General features: G+C 61.9%; 13 protein-coding genes and 1 pseudogene. 5 read left to right on the forward strand and 9 right to left on the reverse strand.

The features are described from left to right. Window positions 1-24 precede the first annotated feature (24 nt). The 4 genes from NKH13_RS17470 to NKH13_RS17485 form a co-directional block, all read right to left on the reverse strand. Complete coding sequence (locus NKH13_RS17470) at window positions 25-1,212, reverse strand: beta-ketoacyl-ACP synthase (protein ID WP_352913291.1); 1,188 nt, start codon at window positions 1,210-1,212, stop codon at window positions 25-27. Window positions 1,213-1,250: 38 nt separating this feature from the next. Next, complete coding sequence (locus NKH13_RS17475) at window positions 1,251-1,535, reverse strand: acyl carrier protein (RefSeq protein ID WP_352913292.1); 285 nt, start codon at window positions 1,533-1,535, stop codon at window positions 1,251-1,253. 211 nt (window positions 1,536-1,746) lie between these two features. After that, window positions 1,747-2,295 (reverse strand): histidine phosphatase family protein, encoded by a 549-nt coding sequence (locus NKH13_RS17480; RefSeq protein WP_352913293.1) that lies wholly within the window; start codon window positions 2,293-2,295, stop codon window positions 1,747-1,749. A gap of 106 nt (window positions 2,296-2,401) precedes the next feature. Continuing rightward, a complete protein-coding gene (locus NKH13_RS17485) occupies window positions 2,402-5,413 on the reverse strand; it encodes a caspase family protein (protein WP_352913294.1) in 3,012 nt (1,003 codons plus the stop codon). A 323-nt stretch (window positions 5,414-5,736) separates the two neighbouring features. Between NKH13_RS17485 and NKH13_RS17490 the strand changes: the two genes are divergently transcribed. Further along, window positions 5,737-6,873 carry a tyrosine-type recombinase/integrase gene (locus NKH13_RS17490; protein WP_352913296.1) on the forward strand — a complete coding sequence of 379 codons (1,137 nt, stop codon included), beginning with the start codon at window positions 5,737-5,739 and terminating at the stop codon, window positions 6,871-6,873. A gap of 328 nt (window positions 6,874-7,201) precedes the next feature. On the opposite strand, the gene NKH13_RS17495 is transcribed toward NKH13_RS17490, so the two are convergent. After that, window positions 7,202-7,402 (reverse strand): hypothetical protein, encoded by a 201-nt coding sequence (locus NKH13_RS17495; RefSeq protein WP_352913298.1) that lies wholly within the window; start codon window positions 7,400-7,402, stop codon window positions 7,202-7,204. Then, a pseudogene (locus NKH13_RS17500) lies at window positions 7,399-7,479 on the reverse strand (transcriptional regulator); the annotation flags it as partial. The gene NKH13_RS17495 and the pseudogene NKH13_RS17500, both read right to left, overlap by 4 nt. Before the next feature lie 263 nt (window positions 7,480-7,742). Between NKH13_RS17500 and NKH13_RS17505 the strand changes: the two are divergent. Then, on the forward strand, window positions 7,743-8,210 hold the full coding sequence (locus NKH13_RS17505) for a hypothetical protein (RefSeq protein WP_352913300.1): 468 nt from the start codon (window positions 7,743-7,745) through the stop codon (window positions 8,208-8,210). Window positions 8,211-8,822: 612 nt separating this feature from the next. Here NKH13_RS17505 and NKH13_RS17510 read toward each other — a convergent pair. After that, entirely contained in the window at window positions 8,823-9,080 is a 258-nt protein-coding gene (locus tag NKH13_RS17510) for a hypothetical protein (protein WP_352913302.1), read from the reverse strand. Between the two features lie 529 nt (window positions 9,081-9,609). Here NKH13_RS17510 and NKH13_RS17515 point away from each other — a divergent pair. The 3 genes from NKH13_RS17515 to NKH13_RS17525 all read left to right on the forward strand — a co-directional run bounded on the left by NKH13_RS17515 (window position 9,610) and on the right by NKH13_RS17525 (window position 13,438). Next, the gene (locus NKH13_RS17515; protein ID WP_352719623.1) at window positions 9,610-10,560 is read left to right on the forward strand and encodes an AEC family transporter; all 951 of its coding nucleotides are present in this window, start codon (window positions 9,610-9,612) and stop codon (window positions 10,558-10,560) included. A 314-nt stretch (window positions 10,561-10,874) separates the two neighbouring features. Further along, entirely contained in the window at window positions 10,875-12,332 is a 1,458-nt protein-coding gene (locus tag NKH13_RS17520) for an NAD-dependent succinate-semialdehyde dehydrogenase (RefSeq protein ID WP_352719621.1), read from the forward strand. A gap of 80 nt (window positions 12,333-12,412) precedes the next feature. Beyond that, window positions 12,413-13,438, forward strand: a complete 1,026-nt coding sequence (locus tag NKH13_RS17525; RefSeq protein WP_352719619.1) for an aldose epimerase family protein — start codon at window positions 12,413-12,415, stop codon at window positions 13,436-13,438. Between the two features lie 138 nt (window positions 13,439-13,576). Here the strand turns inward: NKH13_RS17525 and NKH13_RS17530 are convergent, their stop codons facing one another. After that, on the reverse strand, window positions 13,577-13,996 hold the full coding sequence (locus NKH13_RS17530; protein ID WP_352913304.1) for a hypothetical protein: 420 nt from the start codon (window positions 13,994-13,996) through the stop codon (window positions 13,577-13,579). A gap of 459 nt (window positions 13,997-14,455) precedes the next feature. Then, window positions 14,456-15,310: a phosphorylase family protein gene (locus tag NKH13_RS17535; protein ID WP_352719615.1), complete on the reverse strand. Its 855-nt coding sequence runs from the start codon at window positions 15,308-15,310 to the stop codon at window positions 14,456-14,458. Between the last annotated feature and the right edge of the window lie 78 nt (window positions 15,311-15,388).

The following is a 15,388-nucleotide window of genomic DNA, read 5'->3' on the forward strand; positions in this document are numbered from 1 at the left end:
CGTCACACTTTTCGGTCCGATGCTCTAGGCGGCTTTGATCAGCGCCATGCCCTCGAATTGGTGATAGCCGATCGCCGTTGCAAGGACGGTCTTCGGGACGCCGGAAAACGGTTTTTCGACTGTGGCGTCGAAGACAGGGTAGGCGGCCTTGCGGTCGACAGCCAGGGCCGCCAGCGCAACAGCAAAGGGGAACTGCGCTTCCTTCATGTGGCCGGTCAGCGTCGAAAAGCCGCGTGCGGCGATCGCCGGATTGGCCTCGAGTGCCGATTTCTCGGCGGCGGTCGCGACATGGGCGCCCGAAGCGCCAGAGATCGCCAGCAGTTCGCCGTCCGGCAATGCGGCTTGCTTCAGCAGCGCTGCGATCTCACCGTCGAGTTCGCCCCGCCGGCGCCTAGCACGGCCGGACAAGACCGGACCGAGTTCCGCATAGATCTTCCGGCCACGGCTTTCCGCGTGCTCGCGTTGCTCCAGGACGAGAAACGCGCCGCCGGATCCGGTCACCACACCGCCGCCTTCGGCACCTTGCCTTTGCCAGACCGGCCGCCACGGACCGCGATGCAGGTAGCCGGCCAGTTCATAGCCGAGCAGCATGTCGGAATGTTCGGTCTGGAAAGCGCCGCCGACCAGTATATGCGTCGACTGGCCGGAGCGGATGCGCGCGGCTGCCGTCTCGACTGCGGCAACACCCGCACCTTCCTCGCCCATGAAGGTGCGAGAGGAGCCGGTCACCTTGTGGACGATCGAGATGTTGCCGGCGAGCAGGTTGGAAAGCTGTGCCAGAAACAGCGTCGGGCGCAATTCGGTGGTCAGCTTCTCGTTGAGCAGCACGTCGCGGTCATTGCGGCTTTCCGATGCCGCGAGAATGGCCGCGTCGACCGCCTCGTCGCGCTCGCCGCCGCCGGCGGCCACCACCATGTCCATGGTCGCGCAGAGTTCGTCATTGCCCTTGATGCCGGCATCGTCGAGCGCAAGGCCGGCCGCATAGGTGCCGAGCCTCTGCCAGGTCTCCATCTGCCGCTGGTCGCCACGCTTGGCGATCTGCAGGTTCCAGTCGATCTCCGGCAGCGGATGGACTGTATAGGGCGAGAAGCGCGAGGCCTCCAGAACCGGCTCAAGGCGCGGCTGGACAAGCTTTTGCCAATGCGCATCCGGACCCTCGCCCAGCGACGAGACAAGGCCGATGCCTGATATGACGACGTCGTGGGGGTTCATGGGGGGCTGTTGTGGGTCGGGCGCGTCAAGCGCTGTGCTCAGGTAGCGTTCTTGGCGGCGACGAGCGCGTCGATCTTGGCGCACAGGTTCTGCATGACGAAATAGTCGTCGGTCGAAGCCTTGCCGTCGTTGACCTCTTGCGTCCACTTTTCCAACGGCACCTTGATGCCGAATTCCTTGTCGATGGCAAAGACGATGTCGAGGAAGTCGAGGCTGTCGATGCCGAGATCGTCGATGGTGTGGCTTTCGGGCGTGATCGTCTCGATGTCGATCTCGCTGGTGTCGGCGATGATCTTGGCGACTTTGTCGAACGTGGTGGACAAGGGCTTTTCCTTCGATTGCGGGCGGAATCTGTCCGCATGTGTTTGGCGCTGTCTAATCGGTTTTTCCGGGCAGGAAAAGGCCTGATACGCCCCGCGCAGATGGGCTGGCTGCCCAGCCAGAGCAAGATCAGATCGGAATCCAACCACGACTTCTCGTGGCAGTGGCATTTCGGCAACAGCTATCTCGCTCGACGTGAGGAGCGACGACCCCTCAGAACGTAACGCGGCCGAGTACCCGCAGGCCGTCGCCCTGCGGCTCGACGATCACGGCTTCGCCTTCACGCGGCGAGATGCCGGTCAATTCCTTGATGTTTTCGAGATGTGTGACCATGACCAGATTGTCGGATCCGGAATAGCCGCGGATTTCGGCTACGATCGCGGCGATCTGGGCGGCCTTCTCCTTTTCGTCGGTCTTCAGCAGGTCAAGCGGTGCGAACGGCTCCGGCTCGCTTTCGAAAGCGATGCGGGCGGTCTCGAGGCAGCGGCAATAGCGGCTGGACAGCACGCGCTCGACCGGTGCCGCGCGGGCGCCAAACAGCGCGCCGATCTTGCGCGCCTGTTGCTTGCCGCGCTCCGAGAGATTGACCTGGGTCGCGCATTTGCCGAGGTCGAAATTGGCTGCATCGGTGGTGCCTGTGACCATGGCATGGCGCAGCAGGACCACATGCCCGCCGTCGCGCAGCAGCGCCCAGCCGGCTTCCGTCGCATGGGCTGTGGCGGAAACGGCAAGCAACAGCAGCGCCAGCACAAATCGAAGCATCAGACATCCTTTTCGGGTGACCGGCAGGCAGGTCCCCGGTGACCGGCATATAGGGACGGCAAAGCCGGCTGAAAGACAAGCCGAGTGCAACCTGCGGCCGAAACGCCTATTTCTTCGCTATCTGCTTCTTCACCAGATCGATCTTGCGGTCGGTCAGCGGGATGGGGATTGTGTAGCCGGCTTCGGTAAAGCCCTGCTTGGCGTTCTCGAAGAATTCGATCGCCTTGTGGTATTCGGCATTGCCGCCGCCATAGCTGCCGCGGTTCCAGTGGACGTCGCCGAGATTGTTCTGCTCGAAGGCCCATTGCATCGGCTGGCCTTCGCGGGTGAAGACCTTGAGTGTCGCCTCGAAGGCGGCTTCGGCCTCATCCAGATATTTGCCGGTGCGTTCGAGATTGCCGAGATTGATCAGGCTCATGCCGATGCCGTTCTGCGCGTTCGCCCAGTCGACGGGCGAGGTCTCGAAGGTCAGTACCTCCAGCGCTGCCCGGCGCGCGGCGATCGAAGTGGCCAGTTTGCCGGGATCGGCCTCGCTCATGCTCAGCCATTGCAGCGCCGAGCCGAGGCCGGCCTGCGCCAGCGCCCATTGCCGCGGCGTCGTCTCGCGCTTGTATTCGCGCAGTGCATCGCGATAGGCCTCGATCGCCTCCTCATAGTGCACCGGCTTGTCGGTCACGCCGCCGAGCAGTTGCAGCGTGTTGCCGAGATTGTAGTGGGTCATCGCCCAGTCGAGCGGAAATTGCTTTTTGGTATAGACGCGCCGTGCCGCCCGATATGCGGCGGCCGATTGCTCAAGTTTGGCAGCGTCGCGCGTGCGCTGGCCGAGCGTTTGGTAGATCGAGCCGAGATTGTTCTCCGCTGAAGCCCAATCCGTCGGAAAACGCTGGCGTGTGAATATGGTCAGCGCGTCGCCATAGGCGGCAGCCGCCTCTTCGAGCAGGCCGGTGCCGAGGTCGAAACGGGCAGCACTGCTCAGCGCGTTACCGAGATTGAGACGGCTGCTTGCCCAGGAGAGCGGGAAGGTGTCGCGGGTGCGGATTTCGAGCGCGGCGCGGAAGGCGTCGGCTGCCTCGTCGATTTTCGCCTTGTCGTTGCGTTGCGTGCCGAGCGACACCAGTGTGTTGCCGAGATTGTTCTGGACCATCGCCCACTGAACGGGGGCCTTCTCGCGCGTGTATTCCTCAAGCGCCAGCCGGTAGGCGGCCTCGGCCTCGGTCAGGCGCTCGCCGCCCGGTTCGCGCTCCGAAAGCGCGTAAAGCGCAAGGCCAAGGTTGCTTTGCGAGGCGGCCCAGTCCAGCGGGACTTTGTCGCGCGGCCGCTTCTCCAGCGTGGCGCGCATCGCCACCACCGCCTCGTTCAGGCGTTTCGGGTCGCTCTCGCGTTCGCCGATCTTCAGCAGCACATTGGCCAGATTGTTCTGAGCCGCCGCCCAGTTGATGTCGTCCTTTTCGCGCTCGAACACGGCAAGCGAATCGCGAAAGATTTTCGCGGCCTCCTCGAGCCGGTCGGTTTCGCGCTCGCGCTCGCCGATCGTCTGCAGCACCACCGCCATGTTGTTGCGGGTGATCGCCCAATCGCGGTTCTGCTCGCCATTAGGGATGAAGTTCAGGATGACACGGTAGGCGTCGATGGCGCGCTGCAGCGCTTGCCTGTCGCCGGTGGCGTTGCCATGCGCGTTCAGCGCTTCCGCCTCCTGGTTCTTGTAGTTCCAGCGCAGCCTGTCGTCCCATTTCTCGACCAGCGAGAAGGCCTTGCCGTAATCGTTGGCGGCCGACAGATAGTCGAAGACCAGCGCCGAAGCGTCGGCGCGCCTGGCATAGATCGCCGCGTCGGCAAGACGCTTCTGCCTGACCAGATCCTCTGCCTGGTCGACCACGCCGCTGGCCTGCTCGACCCGGCCCACTGCCTGGTCGAGGAAGTTGCGCGCAGTGACGATAGCGCCCTGGCCGATCGCCTTGTCGGCCGAGGCGACAAGGCGGCTGATCTCGGGGTCGTCGGTGCGCATCGCGTTGCGCTCGGAGATCATCTTCTTCAGGCGCTCGGCCTGAGCATCGAGCAGCTTTTGCAGGTCGGTGGGGTCCTCCGGCATCTTTTCGGTGCCGAGCGCCTTCAACACGCCATAAAGCGCGTCGAGCGGCACGCCGTCCTGCAGCGAGGCCAGTTCGACCTGTGCCCGCTTGGGGTTCGGCAACTCGGCGATCGTCAGCAGCAATTGCCGCCGCTCGCCGGTGATCAGCCCGTCGTCGCCGGTCGGTTCCTGCGGTGCTACGCCGAAATAGAGCAGCCGGCGCAGGCTTTCATTGACCCATGGCCGCTGCTTTGCCTTGGTGTCGAGATAGACCTCCTCGGTCACCATGCGCATGACCGAGCCGAACTCTGTGCCCTTCATTGCCGCGAGGTGGCGCAGAAGTGCCGCTGCGTAGGGGCTGTTTTCGCCGACGATGCCGTCGAGTGCCGGCCGCCCTGGCTCGGCGGCAAAGCCGATCACCGTTCCCAGATTTTCCGTCGCGGTCGCGTCCGCCAGTGCCCTGGCGCCGCGCACCGGCTCCAGCCCGCCGGCGCCGATCGGCGAGGCCGAGGCCGTGGGCGCCCGGCGCAGCACCGCATCCGCGGGAAACGGGTTAGTGCGGCAGGCATCGAGCAGCATGATCGTTACCGGCACGGTCGTCTTCAGTTCGTCCATGACGGCGGAAATCGGCACCAGGGCCTGATCGGCGTCCTTCAATGAAGAAACGTCGGCGTCGACCGGCACCAGATAGTTTTCGCCGCCGGCCTCGATGCCGTGGCCGGAATAGTAGATCAAGGCGACGTCGGCGTCCTCGGCATCCTCGGCGAAACGTTCGAGGTCGCGCTTCAGTTTTGCCGCATCGCGGTCGGTGACGCTGCGCGCGTCGAAGCCGAGATCGGTCAGCATCTTGGCGATGTCGCGGGCGTCGTTGGCGGGGTTGGGAAGAGCCGCTATGTGCTGGTATCTCGACTGGCCGACGATCAGCGCCACGCCCTTGAGGCTCGCCGGCTCCGAAGCATGAGCCGAGGCCACCACGAGGCAAAGCAGGGCGCCGACGAAGGCCGTCAGCCATCCCTGCTTGAAGAAATGCCGATTTCCGACAGCGCCCATTCGCCGCGTGTTCCCCCTACAGCCCTGTATAGCGCTGGCATCCAACCATGAGCAAATTCGGGCAAGATCCGAGCGGCCGGATTGTTGGCCGGTACATTCGTCAGGGAAGGGCGATTGCGCCGCGATCAGGGCTCGCCTATCACGGGAAAAATGTCTCCGCTTACCGGGGCCACGCACCAGCCCGCAACGGGCCACGAGGGACACTCGGCAAGACGTAGATGCTAATCATCGCATTGATTTACAATAATGTTTCCCTCTTGTTGCCTTTTGGCCCGTCCTGGCCTATGCCATCGTAAGCTTAGGAAAGGAATTAGGAAGAGATAATGGCGCGCTACAAGCTAACGGCCGGAATGGTCAAAGCCGCAAAGGGCAGAATCGGCGACGGTGGCGGGCTGTGGCTGATGCCCCGCGGTGACAAGCAGTACTGGGTGTTCATCTATCAACGTCATGGCCGGCGGCGGGAAATGGGTCTCGGTCCGCTGGAGGCGGTGAGCCTGGCTGATGCGCGCGAGAAAGCCGACGAGGTGCGCAAGCTTCTCCATTCGGGGAAGGATCCCTTCAGGGAGGCATCCTTCCGGCAGGTCGACAAGCGCGTCCCCTTGTTCGGCACCTATGCCGACGAATACATAAAAGATCACGCGCCGCAATGGCGAGGCGGGAAGACTGAGATCGGCTGGAAGTCATCGCTCGAGGTGCACGCTAAAGGATTGCGAAAGCTGCCCATCAACGAGATTCGCAGGGCCGATGTTGTGCGGGTCCTGAAACCAATATGGCACGCGAAGGCCGAGACGGCGAAAAAGACGCTGGATCGCATCGCCGCAGTGCTTGAACTTGCTACCGATATGGAGCTTCGCACGGGGCCGAACCCGGCACGCATGGACGCAAAAGCCCGCGAGAAGGCGCTCGGGACTCAAGCAGCAGCGGGCAACCATGAATCCATGTCGTACGCCGACCTGCCGAAGTTCTTCGCCGGCATCCCTGACACTGTGGCTGGGCGGGCGCTGCGGTTCCTCATCCTGAATGCCAACCGTACAGGGGAGGTACGTTTCGCCGACTGGTCGGAGATCGACATGGATGCGAAGGTTTGGGTTATTCCGGCTTCGCGGATGAAGGAACCGCGCGAGCACCGCATACCGCTCACCGAAGCAGCCATCGCCACGCTTGGCGAGGCGGGCGAGGGGCTAGTATTCAAGGGCGCGCGACGCGGTCGACCGATCGGCGAAGTTGCCATGGCAAAGTTGCTTGCGAAGGAAAAATTCACGGTGCATGGCTTCCGCACGTCATTCCGCACATGGGCGCAAGATGGTGGGTATCCAGACGAGTTGGCCGAGCCTGCCCTGGCGCATGAGAAACGCAGCAAGGTGCAGCGGGCGTATGCCCTAGCAAGCTTGACGCCGAATCCTTGGCCCTCCAGGCAGCGAACAATGTACCGGTCTCGCAGTTCGGCATTCACGTCATAGGTCGTGCTCGAAGCGGGGATGTTTATGGCTCCGACCCGGTTGCAGGTCGTCATAGTGCCATACGTGTTGCATTGGATCGTGCCCGGATTGTTGTAGCCGGGGTTAACGTCGGTCGCCAGCGACTGCGGAATCTCTCTGAACGAGTTGATTTTGCATTGATCTGTCGCGGTCTGGGTTGTGTTGAGATCAACACCAGGCTTGAAGACCACATAAGCCGGTGTTGACTGGCATCCGGCAACAGCCAGAGCCACGAAGATATAGCGTTTGCGCATGGTGTTTCCCCCCGACATGCACAGAACGTTAAAAGCGTCGCCCCCGCAAGGATGGTCTATTGCGCCAGGCGATCCACAGCTTGGAACACGACCGATATTGCAGCCATCGCGGCTGCCCACCCGGCCCAGCGGCCTTGACGTTGCAGATCGGCAATAAAATGGTCCATGCTATCGCGAACTGAAATTGCTGCACGGATGCCGAGACAGGCTGCCACTAGGCTTGTCACGATGGCGAGATAGGGCAGTGCCTCTGTCATTTCCGTAACCTCACGCCGGCGCCGCTGCCGTTCTCCGGGATGAACTCGACACCGGCCGCTTCGAGCGCGGCGCGCATCTTGTCCACGCTGCGACGCGAATGGCATCTGGCGGAGGGAGAGTAACCGAAATCCAACCTTCTCCAGCAGAGCATGCGTCGCGTTGGTGCCCTGGCCGGTCCCTCCGTCTTCCGGCCAATTCGTGCGGCTCGCTGCTCCCGGCAGCGGGCCGCTTCATTCGCGCACGAGGCTGAAATTCAGCGGCAAGTCGTCTGCTACTTTTTCTTTGTCGCCAATCTTGTCCGGTCTGCACAGTATATGACGCGACGCTAATTTAATGCCAATGGCACGTTTTCTGTTGAGCCTCGTTTCGATTTTATTTTGCTGCACGCTTCTCCAAGCGCAAGCGTGGCAGCTTTTCGGCTTCAGGCAGTTTGGCTTCATATTCGATGTCCCCCCTGGCTTTGTCCTGATGCAGCGTTCGGATCAGGGCGCGGAATTTCGGGGTGAAAACGATGCCCTTCTTACCGTGTGGGGCGCAAGGCTCGGCACGCACAGTTTTCGCGCCGAGATCGAGCACCGCATGGTCGAGGATGAAAAGGAGGGCTGGAAACTGACCTATAGGCGCGTCACGCCGAGATGGGCCAGCTACTCGGGTATCAAGAACGAACAGATCCGATACGTCCGCGCCATTGCGGTCTGCAACGACCGTGCCGCGCTCTTTGTCATAAATTACAGCAGCGATGAAAAAATCCCGTACGATCCGATTGTGGTGCGAATGGTGCGATCCCTGAGGGCGGAAGGTTGCTGAGAACCGTTAAACAGTCCATCCATCTCAAACCCATCATGGCGCTTTCCGCCGTTGCTTCGATACTGATCGTCAGCCGGTCCATCGCCATGCTTCTTCACAATCATTCCTGACTACGAAGCCAGCAGCGGGCAGCGCAATCGCGATTGGAAGCCAACTTTCGAACGAGGGGGCTGAAAGGGGCCCCCCTTTGGCCTGATGCAAAGAAGGGATTGATACGCTAACGTGGTCCTCTGTGACCCGTCTGCGGACGGTGGCCTTGATCGCCACCAGATCTCCAATCCCCATGCCCCGCGCCATTCCATGAGTCTGGAGCGGCCAGCGCCTCAGTCAAGTGGTAGCTAATATAGGTGACGCTTCATCCAATCGATGGACGAAGCCCATCAAGGGCCGGTGCTAAATTTGATGCATGTCGCGACCTTACTTACCCCCGAGCCACCTTGCTATCGCTATCCTCGCGACCAGCGTCAGCTATGCCGAAGCTGCGGACCGTAGGGTCGAAACCGCGACGCGCGGTACGTATGCCAATTCGAAGAACCTGCCGGTTTGCACCGCGTCAAACTCGCTCCTCGAAGTGTTAGGTGACAAGTGTTTTCTCGTCAAAGGTTCGATGATCTATGGCGACATCGCCGAGCTGTCCCAGATAGTCACTTTGAGCCGGTAGCCATGAGGCTCGCGACCCTCCACCTTGAAACTGCGAGATACGGCGACGTTTATCGCGCCGAAAGGCTCGCGCTGCTGAGGCAGCAAATGATCCGGCACATCAGCCGCACTGACGCCTCGGCTCAAAAAGTCGAGCAAGCGGTGGCTAGGTTGGCCGAAGCAAACGCACCCATGGACCGGATCGCGCGGCATCAGTAGGGCCACGCTCATGCGCGCCTCCGCATCGGCACGATGTGCGGCGGGTTGTTCGGTTGCTGCATGTGGCGTTCCCTCCACATCCGTTTCGCGATGCCTGGGATGGCGCTGATGATCTTGGCGGTCGGGCGTGCTTGACGGTGTAGGCCACTGCTGCCACGCTCCCTACATCTCGTTGTTTTCGATGATGCCTGCTTCGCCGTCGGGCAGGTGAGTGGTGGCAGGAACGGGCTTCCTCAGAGTCCCCTCAACGGTCCTGACACGAGGTCCTGACACGAGTGCGTAGCAGTAAGGGACATGAGGGTTATGGCGTACGGCGGCACGAAGAATGTGAGGTGCGCGACCTCCTGATTTTCGGCGAGGTGCTGGTCGCCGCCTGACCCGTTTCCGCACCGCAACGACAAAACCCCGCCTCGCGCGGGGTTTTTGTTGTGGTGGTTACAATGGTGCTAGATAATAGAAGTTCGCCTATTGGAAAGCGCTTTGGAAAGACAATAGAACCAATAACTTTTCTCTTTAGATTACAAGCCGTTACCTCAGGTTTATGTCTCCGCTTACCGAAACCGTCCTTTTCGTCTTCAGTCTCGTCGGGCTCGGCTATCTTGCCGGGTTCACCGGCTATCTGAAGCCGGCGAGCGGCGAGGGCGTATCCGAATTCGCCATCAACGTGGCAATGCCGCTGTTGCTGTTCCAGACCATGATAAAGGCTGATTTCCACGGCGTGGCGCCGTGGTCGCTATGGGGCGCCTATTTCGCGGCGGTCGCGCTCACCTGGGCCGCCGGCCATCTGGTCATTACGCGCGTCTTCGGGCGAGACGCCCGCGCCGGCGTCGTCGGCGGCGTGTCGTCGTCCTACTCCAACGTTGTCCTGCTCGGCGCGCCCTTCATCATCGGCGTGTTCGGGCCGGCCGGGTTCGAAGTGCTGTCACTGCTCGTTTCCATTCACCTGCCGGTGATGATGATGGCCTCGATCATCCTGTTCGAGATGTTCGGCCGCGGCGGCAGCGAGCCTGTGCATCCGCTCCGCGTCGTCAGGAGCTTTCTCAGGAGGGTATTCATCAACCCGCTGATCATCGGCATACTGGCCGGGCTGGCGTGGCGCTTCACCGGTGCGCCGCTGCCGGCGCTTGCGACGCGGCTGAGCGACGCGCTGGCCGGCACGGCCGCCCCGGTGGCGCTGTTCGCCATGGGGCTCAGCCTGCGCCGTTTCGGCATTTCCGGCAATGTAAAGCCGGCGCTGGCGCTGTCGGCGCTGAAACTGTTCCTGATGCCGGCGCTGGTTCTCGGCCTGGTCTGGCTGATCGGCCTGCCGCCATTGACGGCCAAGGTAGCGGTCATGGTTGCAGCGTTGCCGTCCGGCATCAATTCCTATCTCATCGCGGTGCAGTTCAACACCGGCCAGGCGCTGGCATCGAACCAGATGACCATCGCCACCGCCTGTGCGGTCGTGACCACTGCGTTTTGGCTGACCGTGGTCGTCCATGTTTTTGGGTAGGGCATGTTGATATTCAGGTGATGCCGGCCTGCGAACGGCGGTTTCCTGCGCTTCCGGTACTCACGGACCCAATGTCCGCTCCGTTCCGGTTCTCGGAACCCACCATTCTCGACTCGGCCTGACCTGAATCTCAACATACCCTGGAGCCTTGGCTGCATCGCTCTCGCTTTGGCTGGCCCAAACCCTATATGCCATCTTGTGATTGCTTGCGGGGCTTGCCCTGGGCTAAGAGCAGTGGCTCTAGCGATGCTATCGCGCACGTCCATTCACGAAATCAGCGACCGGCCCGCCAGGTGCCGAACGGAGGCGAGATCATGCTTCAGAAAACCAGCCATTTCATGCGGCAGGCCAATCTCATCAATGGCCAATGGGTGCAGGCCGATTCAGGCCAGACGGTCGACGTCAACAATCCTGCCACCGGCCTCAAGATCGGAACCGTGCCGAAATCGGGCAAGGCCGAGACCCGCCGCGCCATCGAAGCCGCCGACGCTGCCTTCAAGACATGGCGCAAGACCACCGCGCTCGAACGCTCGAAGCTGTTGCGCAAGCTGCACGACGCGATGATGGACAATCAGGACGTGCTGGCCGAACTGCTGACCATCGAGCAGGGCAAGTCGCTGTTCGAATCGAAGGGCGAGATCGGCTCGGCCGCGTCCTACATATTGTGGTTCGCCGAAGAGGGCCGCCGCACCTATGGCGACGTCGTCCCGTCACCCTGGGCGGACCGCCGCATCCTGGTGACCAAGGAGCCGGTCGGCGTCATCGCCGCCATCACGCCGTGGAATTTCCCATCCTCGATGCTGGCCCGCAAGCTCGGTCCGGCGCTTGCCGCCGGCTGTACCGCCGTGGTCAAGCCGGCGTCGCAGACACCTTATTCCGGCCTTGCCTGGGGCGCGCTTGCCGAGGAAGTCGGCTTCCCCAATGGCGTGATCAATATCCTGACCGGCGCCGCCGGTGAGATCGGCGACGAGATCTGTGCCAACCCGCTGGTCAAGAAGATCACCTTCACCGGCTCGACCGAGGTCGGCAAGATCCTGATCCAGAAGTCGTCGGTGACCGTCAAGAAAGTGTCGATGGAGCTCGGCGGCAATGCGCCGTTCATCGTCTTCGACGATGCCGACCTCGAGCGGGCTGTCGCTGGCGCCATCACCGCCAAGTACCGCAATTCCGGCCAGACCTGCGTCTGCACCAACCGCTTCCTGGTGCAGGCCGGCATCTATGACCAGTTCGTCGAAAAGCTGGCTGCTGCCAGCAACGGGCTGAAGGTCGGTTCCGGCCTCGAAGACGGCGTCCAGCAGGGACCGCTGATCGACGAGAAGGCGGTGGAGAAGGTCGAGGAGCTGATTGCCGACGCTACCGCCAAGGGCGGCAAGGTCGTCGCCGGCGGCAAGCGCCACGCGCTCGGCGGCTCGTTCTTCCAGCCGACGGTGATCGCCAATGCGACGCCGAAGATGCGCTTCATGAAGGAAGAAATCTTCGGCCCGGTGGCGCCGGTGTTCAAGTTCGAGACCGAGGAAGAGGCCGTGGCACTCGCCAACGATACCGAGTTCGGCCTGGCCTGCTATTTCTACACCGGCGATCTCGGCCGCGCCTTCCGGGTCATGGAAGGGTTGAAGTACGGAATGGTCGGCGTCAATGAAGGGCTCATCACCACGCCTGAGGCACCGTTCGGCGGCGTCAAGGAATCGGGCCTCGGCAAGGAAGGCGGACATCAGGGCATCGAGGATTATCTCGACACCAAATATGTCTGTATCGGCGGACTTGGTCTCTAGAAGCCTCATGCGGTAATGCCGAAAACGATCCTGGGCCGCTTCGGAAGGCCAGGCTGGCATCGAGCAACGAACTTGCGAGCATGGCAATGAAGGACGGCGAGGTTTTCGGCACGACGCAGGCGGGCGAGGAAGTCCGCCGCTTCACCATCCGTGGCGGCGGCCTCACCGCCAACATTATCGGCCTGGGCGCGATCATCCAGGATCTGCACCTGGCCGGGCACGAGGCGCCATTGGTGCTCGGCTATGACCGTTTCGAGCACTATGAGACGGATACCGCCTTCTTCGGCACTGTCGTCGGGCGCTATGCCAACCGTATCCGCGACGGTCGCTTCACGCTTGCCGGCAAACGCTACCAGACCGAGCGAAATTTCCTCGAAAAGCACACGCTGCATGGCGGTTCGCAAGGTTTTTCGCGCCGCGCCTGGGCGGTTTCGCTGCATGGCAGGGATTTTGTCACGCTGACCCTGCATGACCCGGACGGCACGATGGGCTTTCCCGGCGCGCTCGACGTGACCTGCACCTACCGGCTGAAGATCCCCGGCACGCTCAGCGTCGAACTGACCGCCACCTGCGAGGAGCCGACGCTCTGCAACCTCACCCAGCATTCCTATTTCAACCTGGATGACGGCGGCACCGGCGACATTCTCGACCACCGGCTGATGCTGAATGCCGGCGCCTATCTGCCGGTCGACGCGGATCTGATCCCGACAGGCACGGTCAAACCGGTCGACGGCACCCCCTTCGATTTTCGCCAGGCACGGCCGCTGCGCATGGAGACCGAAGGCGAGCAGCTCCCCTACGACCAGAACTTCTGCCTCGCCTCGACGCGCGGTCCGCTGAAGCAGGCGTCGTGGGCGCAAGGGGCGAATTCCGGCGTCGAGATGGAACTCTGGACCACCGAGCCGGGCGTCCAGCTCTATACCGGCCAGTATCTGGCGCCGTCCTCGCCTGGATTGGGCGGACGCCAGTACAAGGCGTTTTCAGGCTTCTGCCTGGAGCCGCAAATCTGGCCGGATGCGCCGAACCGGCCGTATTTCCCGCAAGCCACGCTATGGCCGGGCCAGATCTACCATCATGTGACGGAATACCGGTTCAGGCTGCCTTAGCGAACGACCGAATTCGAACTCTTGTCGGACCTTTTGATCTGGCGACGCAAGTTGACCCAGTGCGGACATTCACGAACCTGCACTCGACGGCTCAAGTGGGTCAAAAAGCGGTTTGAGAGGATTGCAACGCTGGGCGGCTCACACAAACACGATGGGGTTTTGTTCAAGCCGTGCCATGCTGATCAACGCCAGTAATTCATCGGCGAATTCCCTGACAACTGCTTCGGGGCTGGATTCGATAAGTCTCAGTTCTCCTTCAAGGTCGTCGAAGCTTGCACCCTTGATCACGTCCCCGGCATGGCTGCCGGAATAGAGAACAAGCCGCTCCAAAGCCGATCCCTTGCCGAGATATCCAAATATCGTCTCCCTTAGTACTCCAATATGAGAGATGTTCCCAAACCTTCGCTCGCAGGCAGTTACGGTATCCTGAGGAATTCGTGCACCGTCAGGATAAATAACCTCGCATTCTCCCGACGTCGGTTCACACCGAAAGTGATATCCGGGGAACTCTTTTTCCAAAGCCGAGGCGCTCTTGTAGACCACTGCTGAGAGACCCATCTCGATCCTCCGGGAAACCAGAAACCATCAAGGAGGAGGCAAGTCAATGTACGCCAAAGGGCCGGAAGCCGATGGCAACGGCGTGTCCGCTCCTGGTGCTCTGAATGGTTTCTGACGACAATTCAAACGACAGGTTTCGGCCATTTCGGCCATTGGCGGCAGGTGGCTAATTGAGTTTTGCCGTTAGGCGGCGGCGAGCGCCTCGAGCATGGCGGCCTGCGCTTCGGTTGCGCGGGCCTTGGCCACGGCTCTCGGGACGCCACTTCGTCATGAACCCGCCCGCATCAGCGCCTTTGCGGCATCTGCTCCCGCTGTAAGGACACGATCCGACAATTCCGTCCCTTCTAGGCGCGGGCCAGTTGAAGCGCGCCGATGAGCGTCGCGAACATGCCCAGCGCAGCGCCCTCGGGGTCCGTGGTCGGCGGCAGAGCTTCAGCTATCCGGCGCACCAGGGTTATCTCAGAACCGGCTGGAGCGTTCTTGCGGCTGAGGCGACTTCAAGCCGTGACAGGAGCATTCCGGGTCAGCGGGAAGTCGCGCGGCGGTCTCCAGGGCGACCCGCGAGGCTGTCATGGAGAGATTGGGCAGCACGTCCTCCTGCAGCAATTTCTGGCGATTGCGATCCATATAGTCGTTGAAGCCCGCCGTCACGAATGCGCAAGGCACGAAACACGCGCCGATCTCGCGCGACAGGGTCGCCTCAGGGGCGATGGAATGGTTGAGTACATCCGCCCCCATGCCCCGATACGCCAAGGCTTCGGCTGGCGTTGTCAGTCGGGGTCCATAACAATGGGCAGCCACCAACTGCTGTTCGATGCCATAAACGCGGCATTCGGCTGGCCAATGACGGCGGGCCGTTTCAACCAGAACCGCCGCACATCTTGGACACACGATTTGCTTGCCCGAACAGTCGAAGCTCTGGCGGTCTGGAAGCAGTGAAAACGGGGTCTGCGTCAGTTCGATGATGTCGGCGGCCACCACCATGTCGCCCGGCTGGATCGCCTTGTTGACGGCGCCTACAGTCGAGCAGGCGAGAACTTGCCGTACACCCGCCCGCATCAATACCCAGAACGCGCGGCGATGGCAGGAATGGTCGATACGGTCGCGGGGATTGCCGTGCGAGTACATGCACAGCGCGCGCTTCGCTCTCCCTTCGGCGGTGATCGACGCATCGAACTCGAGCAGCTTCCAGTTGTCGGTGCGACCGAAAGGCGTTTCAAAACTCATGTCGCGCCGCAAGGTGCGCACACCATCGAATTCGACATCTTCCGGGAAGGCAAGCCCCCAGTTTGCCGACCCGGTGATGATGGCCAACCCTACCTGAGGGATGTCGGTCGAATGATCCGTCAGATCGTCGGCTGCGTGGTGATTGGTGGGCATGTTTCCAGTCTC

This window comes from Mesorhizobium sp. M1348, from assembly GCF_040317925.1.
GTDB lineage: Bacteria > Pseudomonadota > Alphaproteobacteria > Rhizobiales > Rhizobiaceae > Mesorhizobium.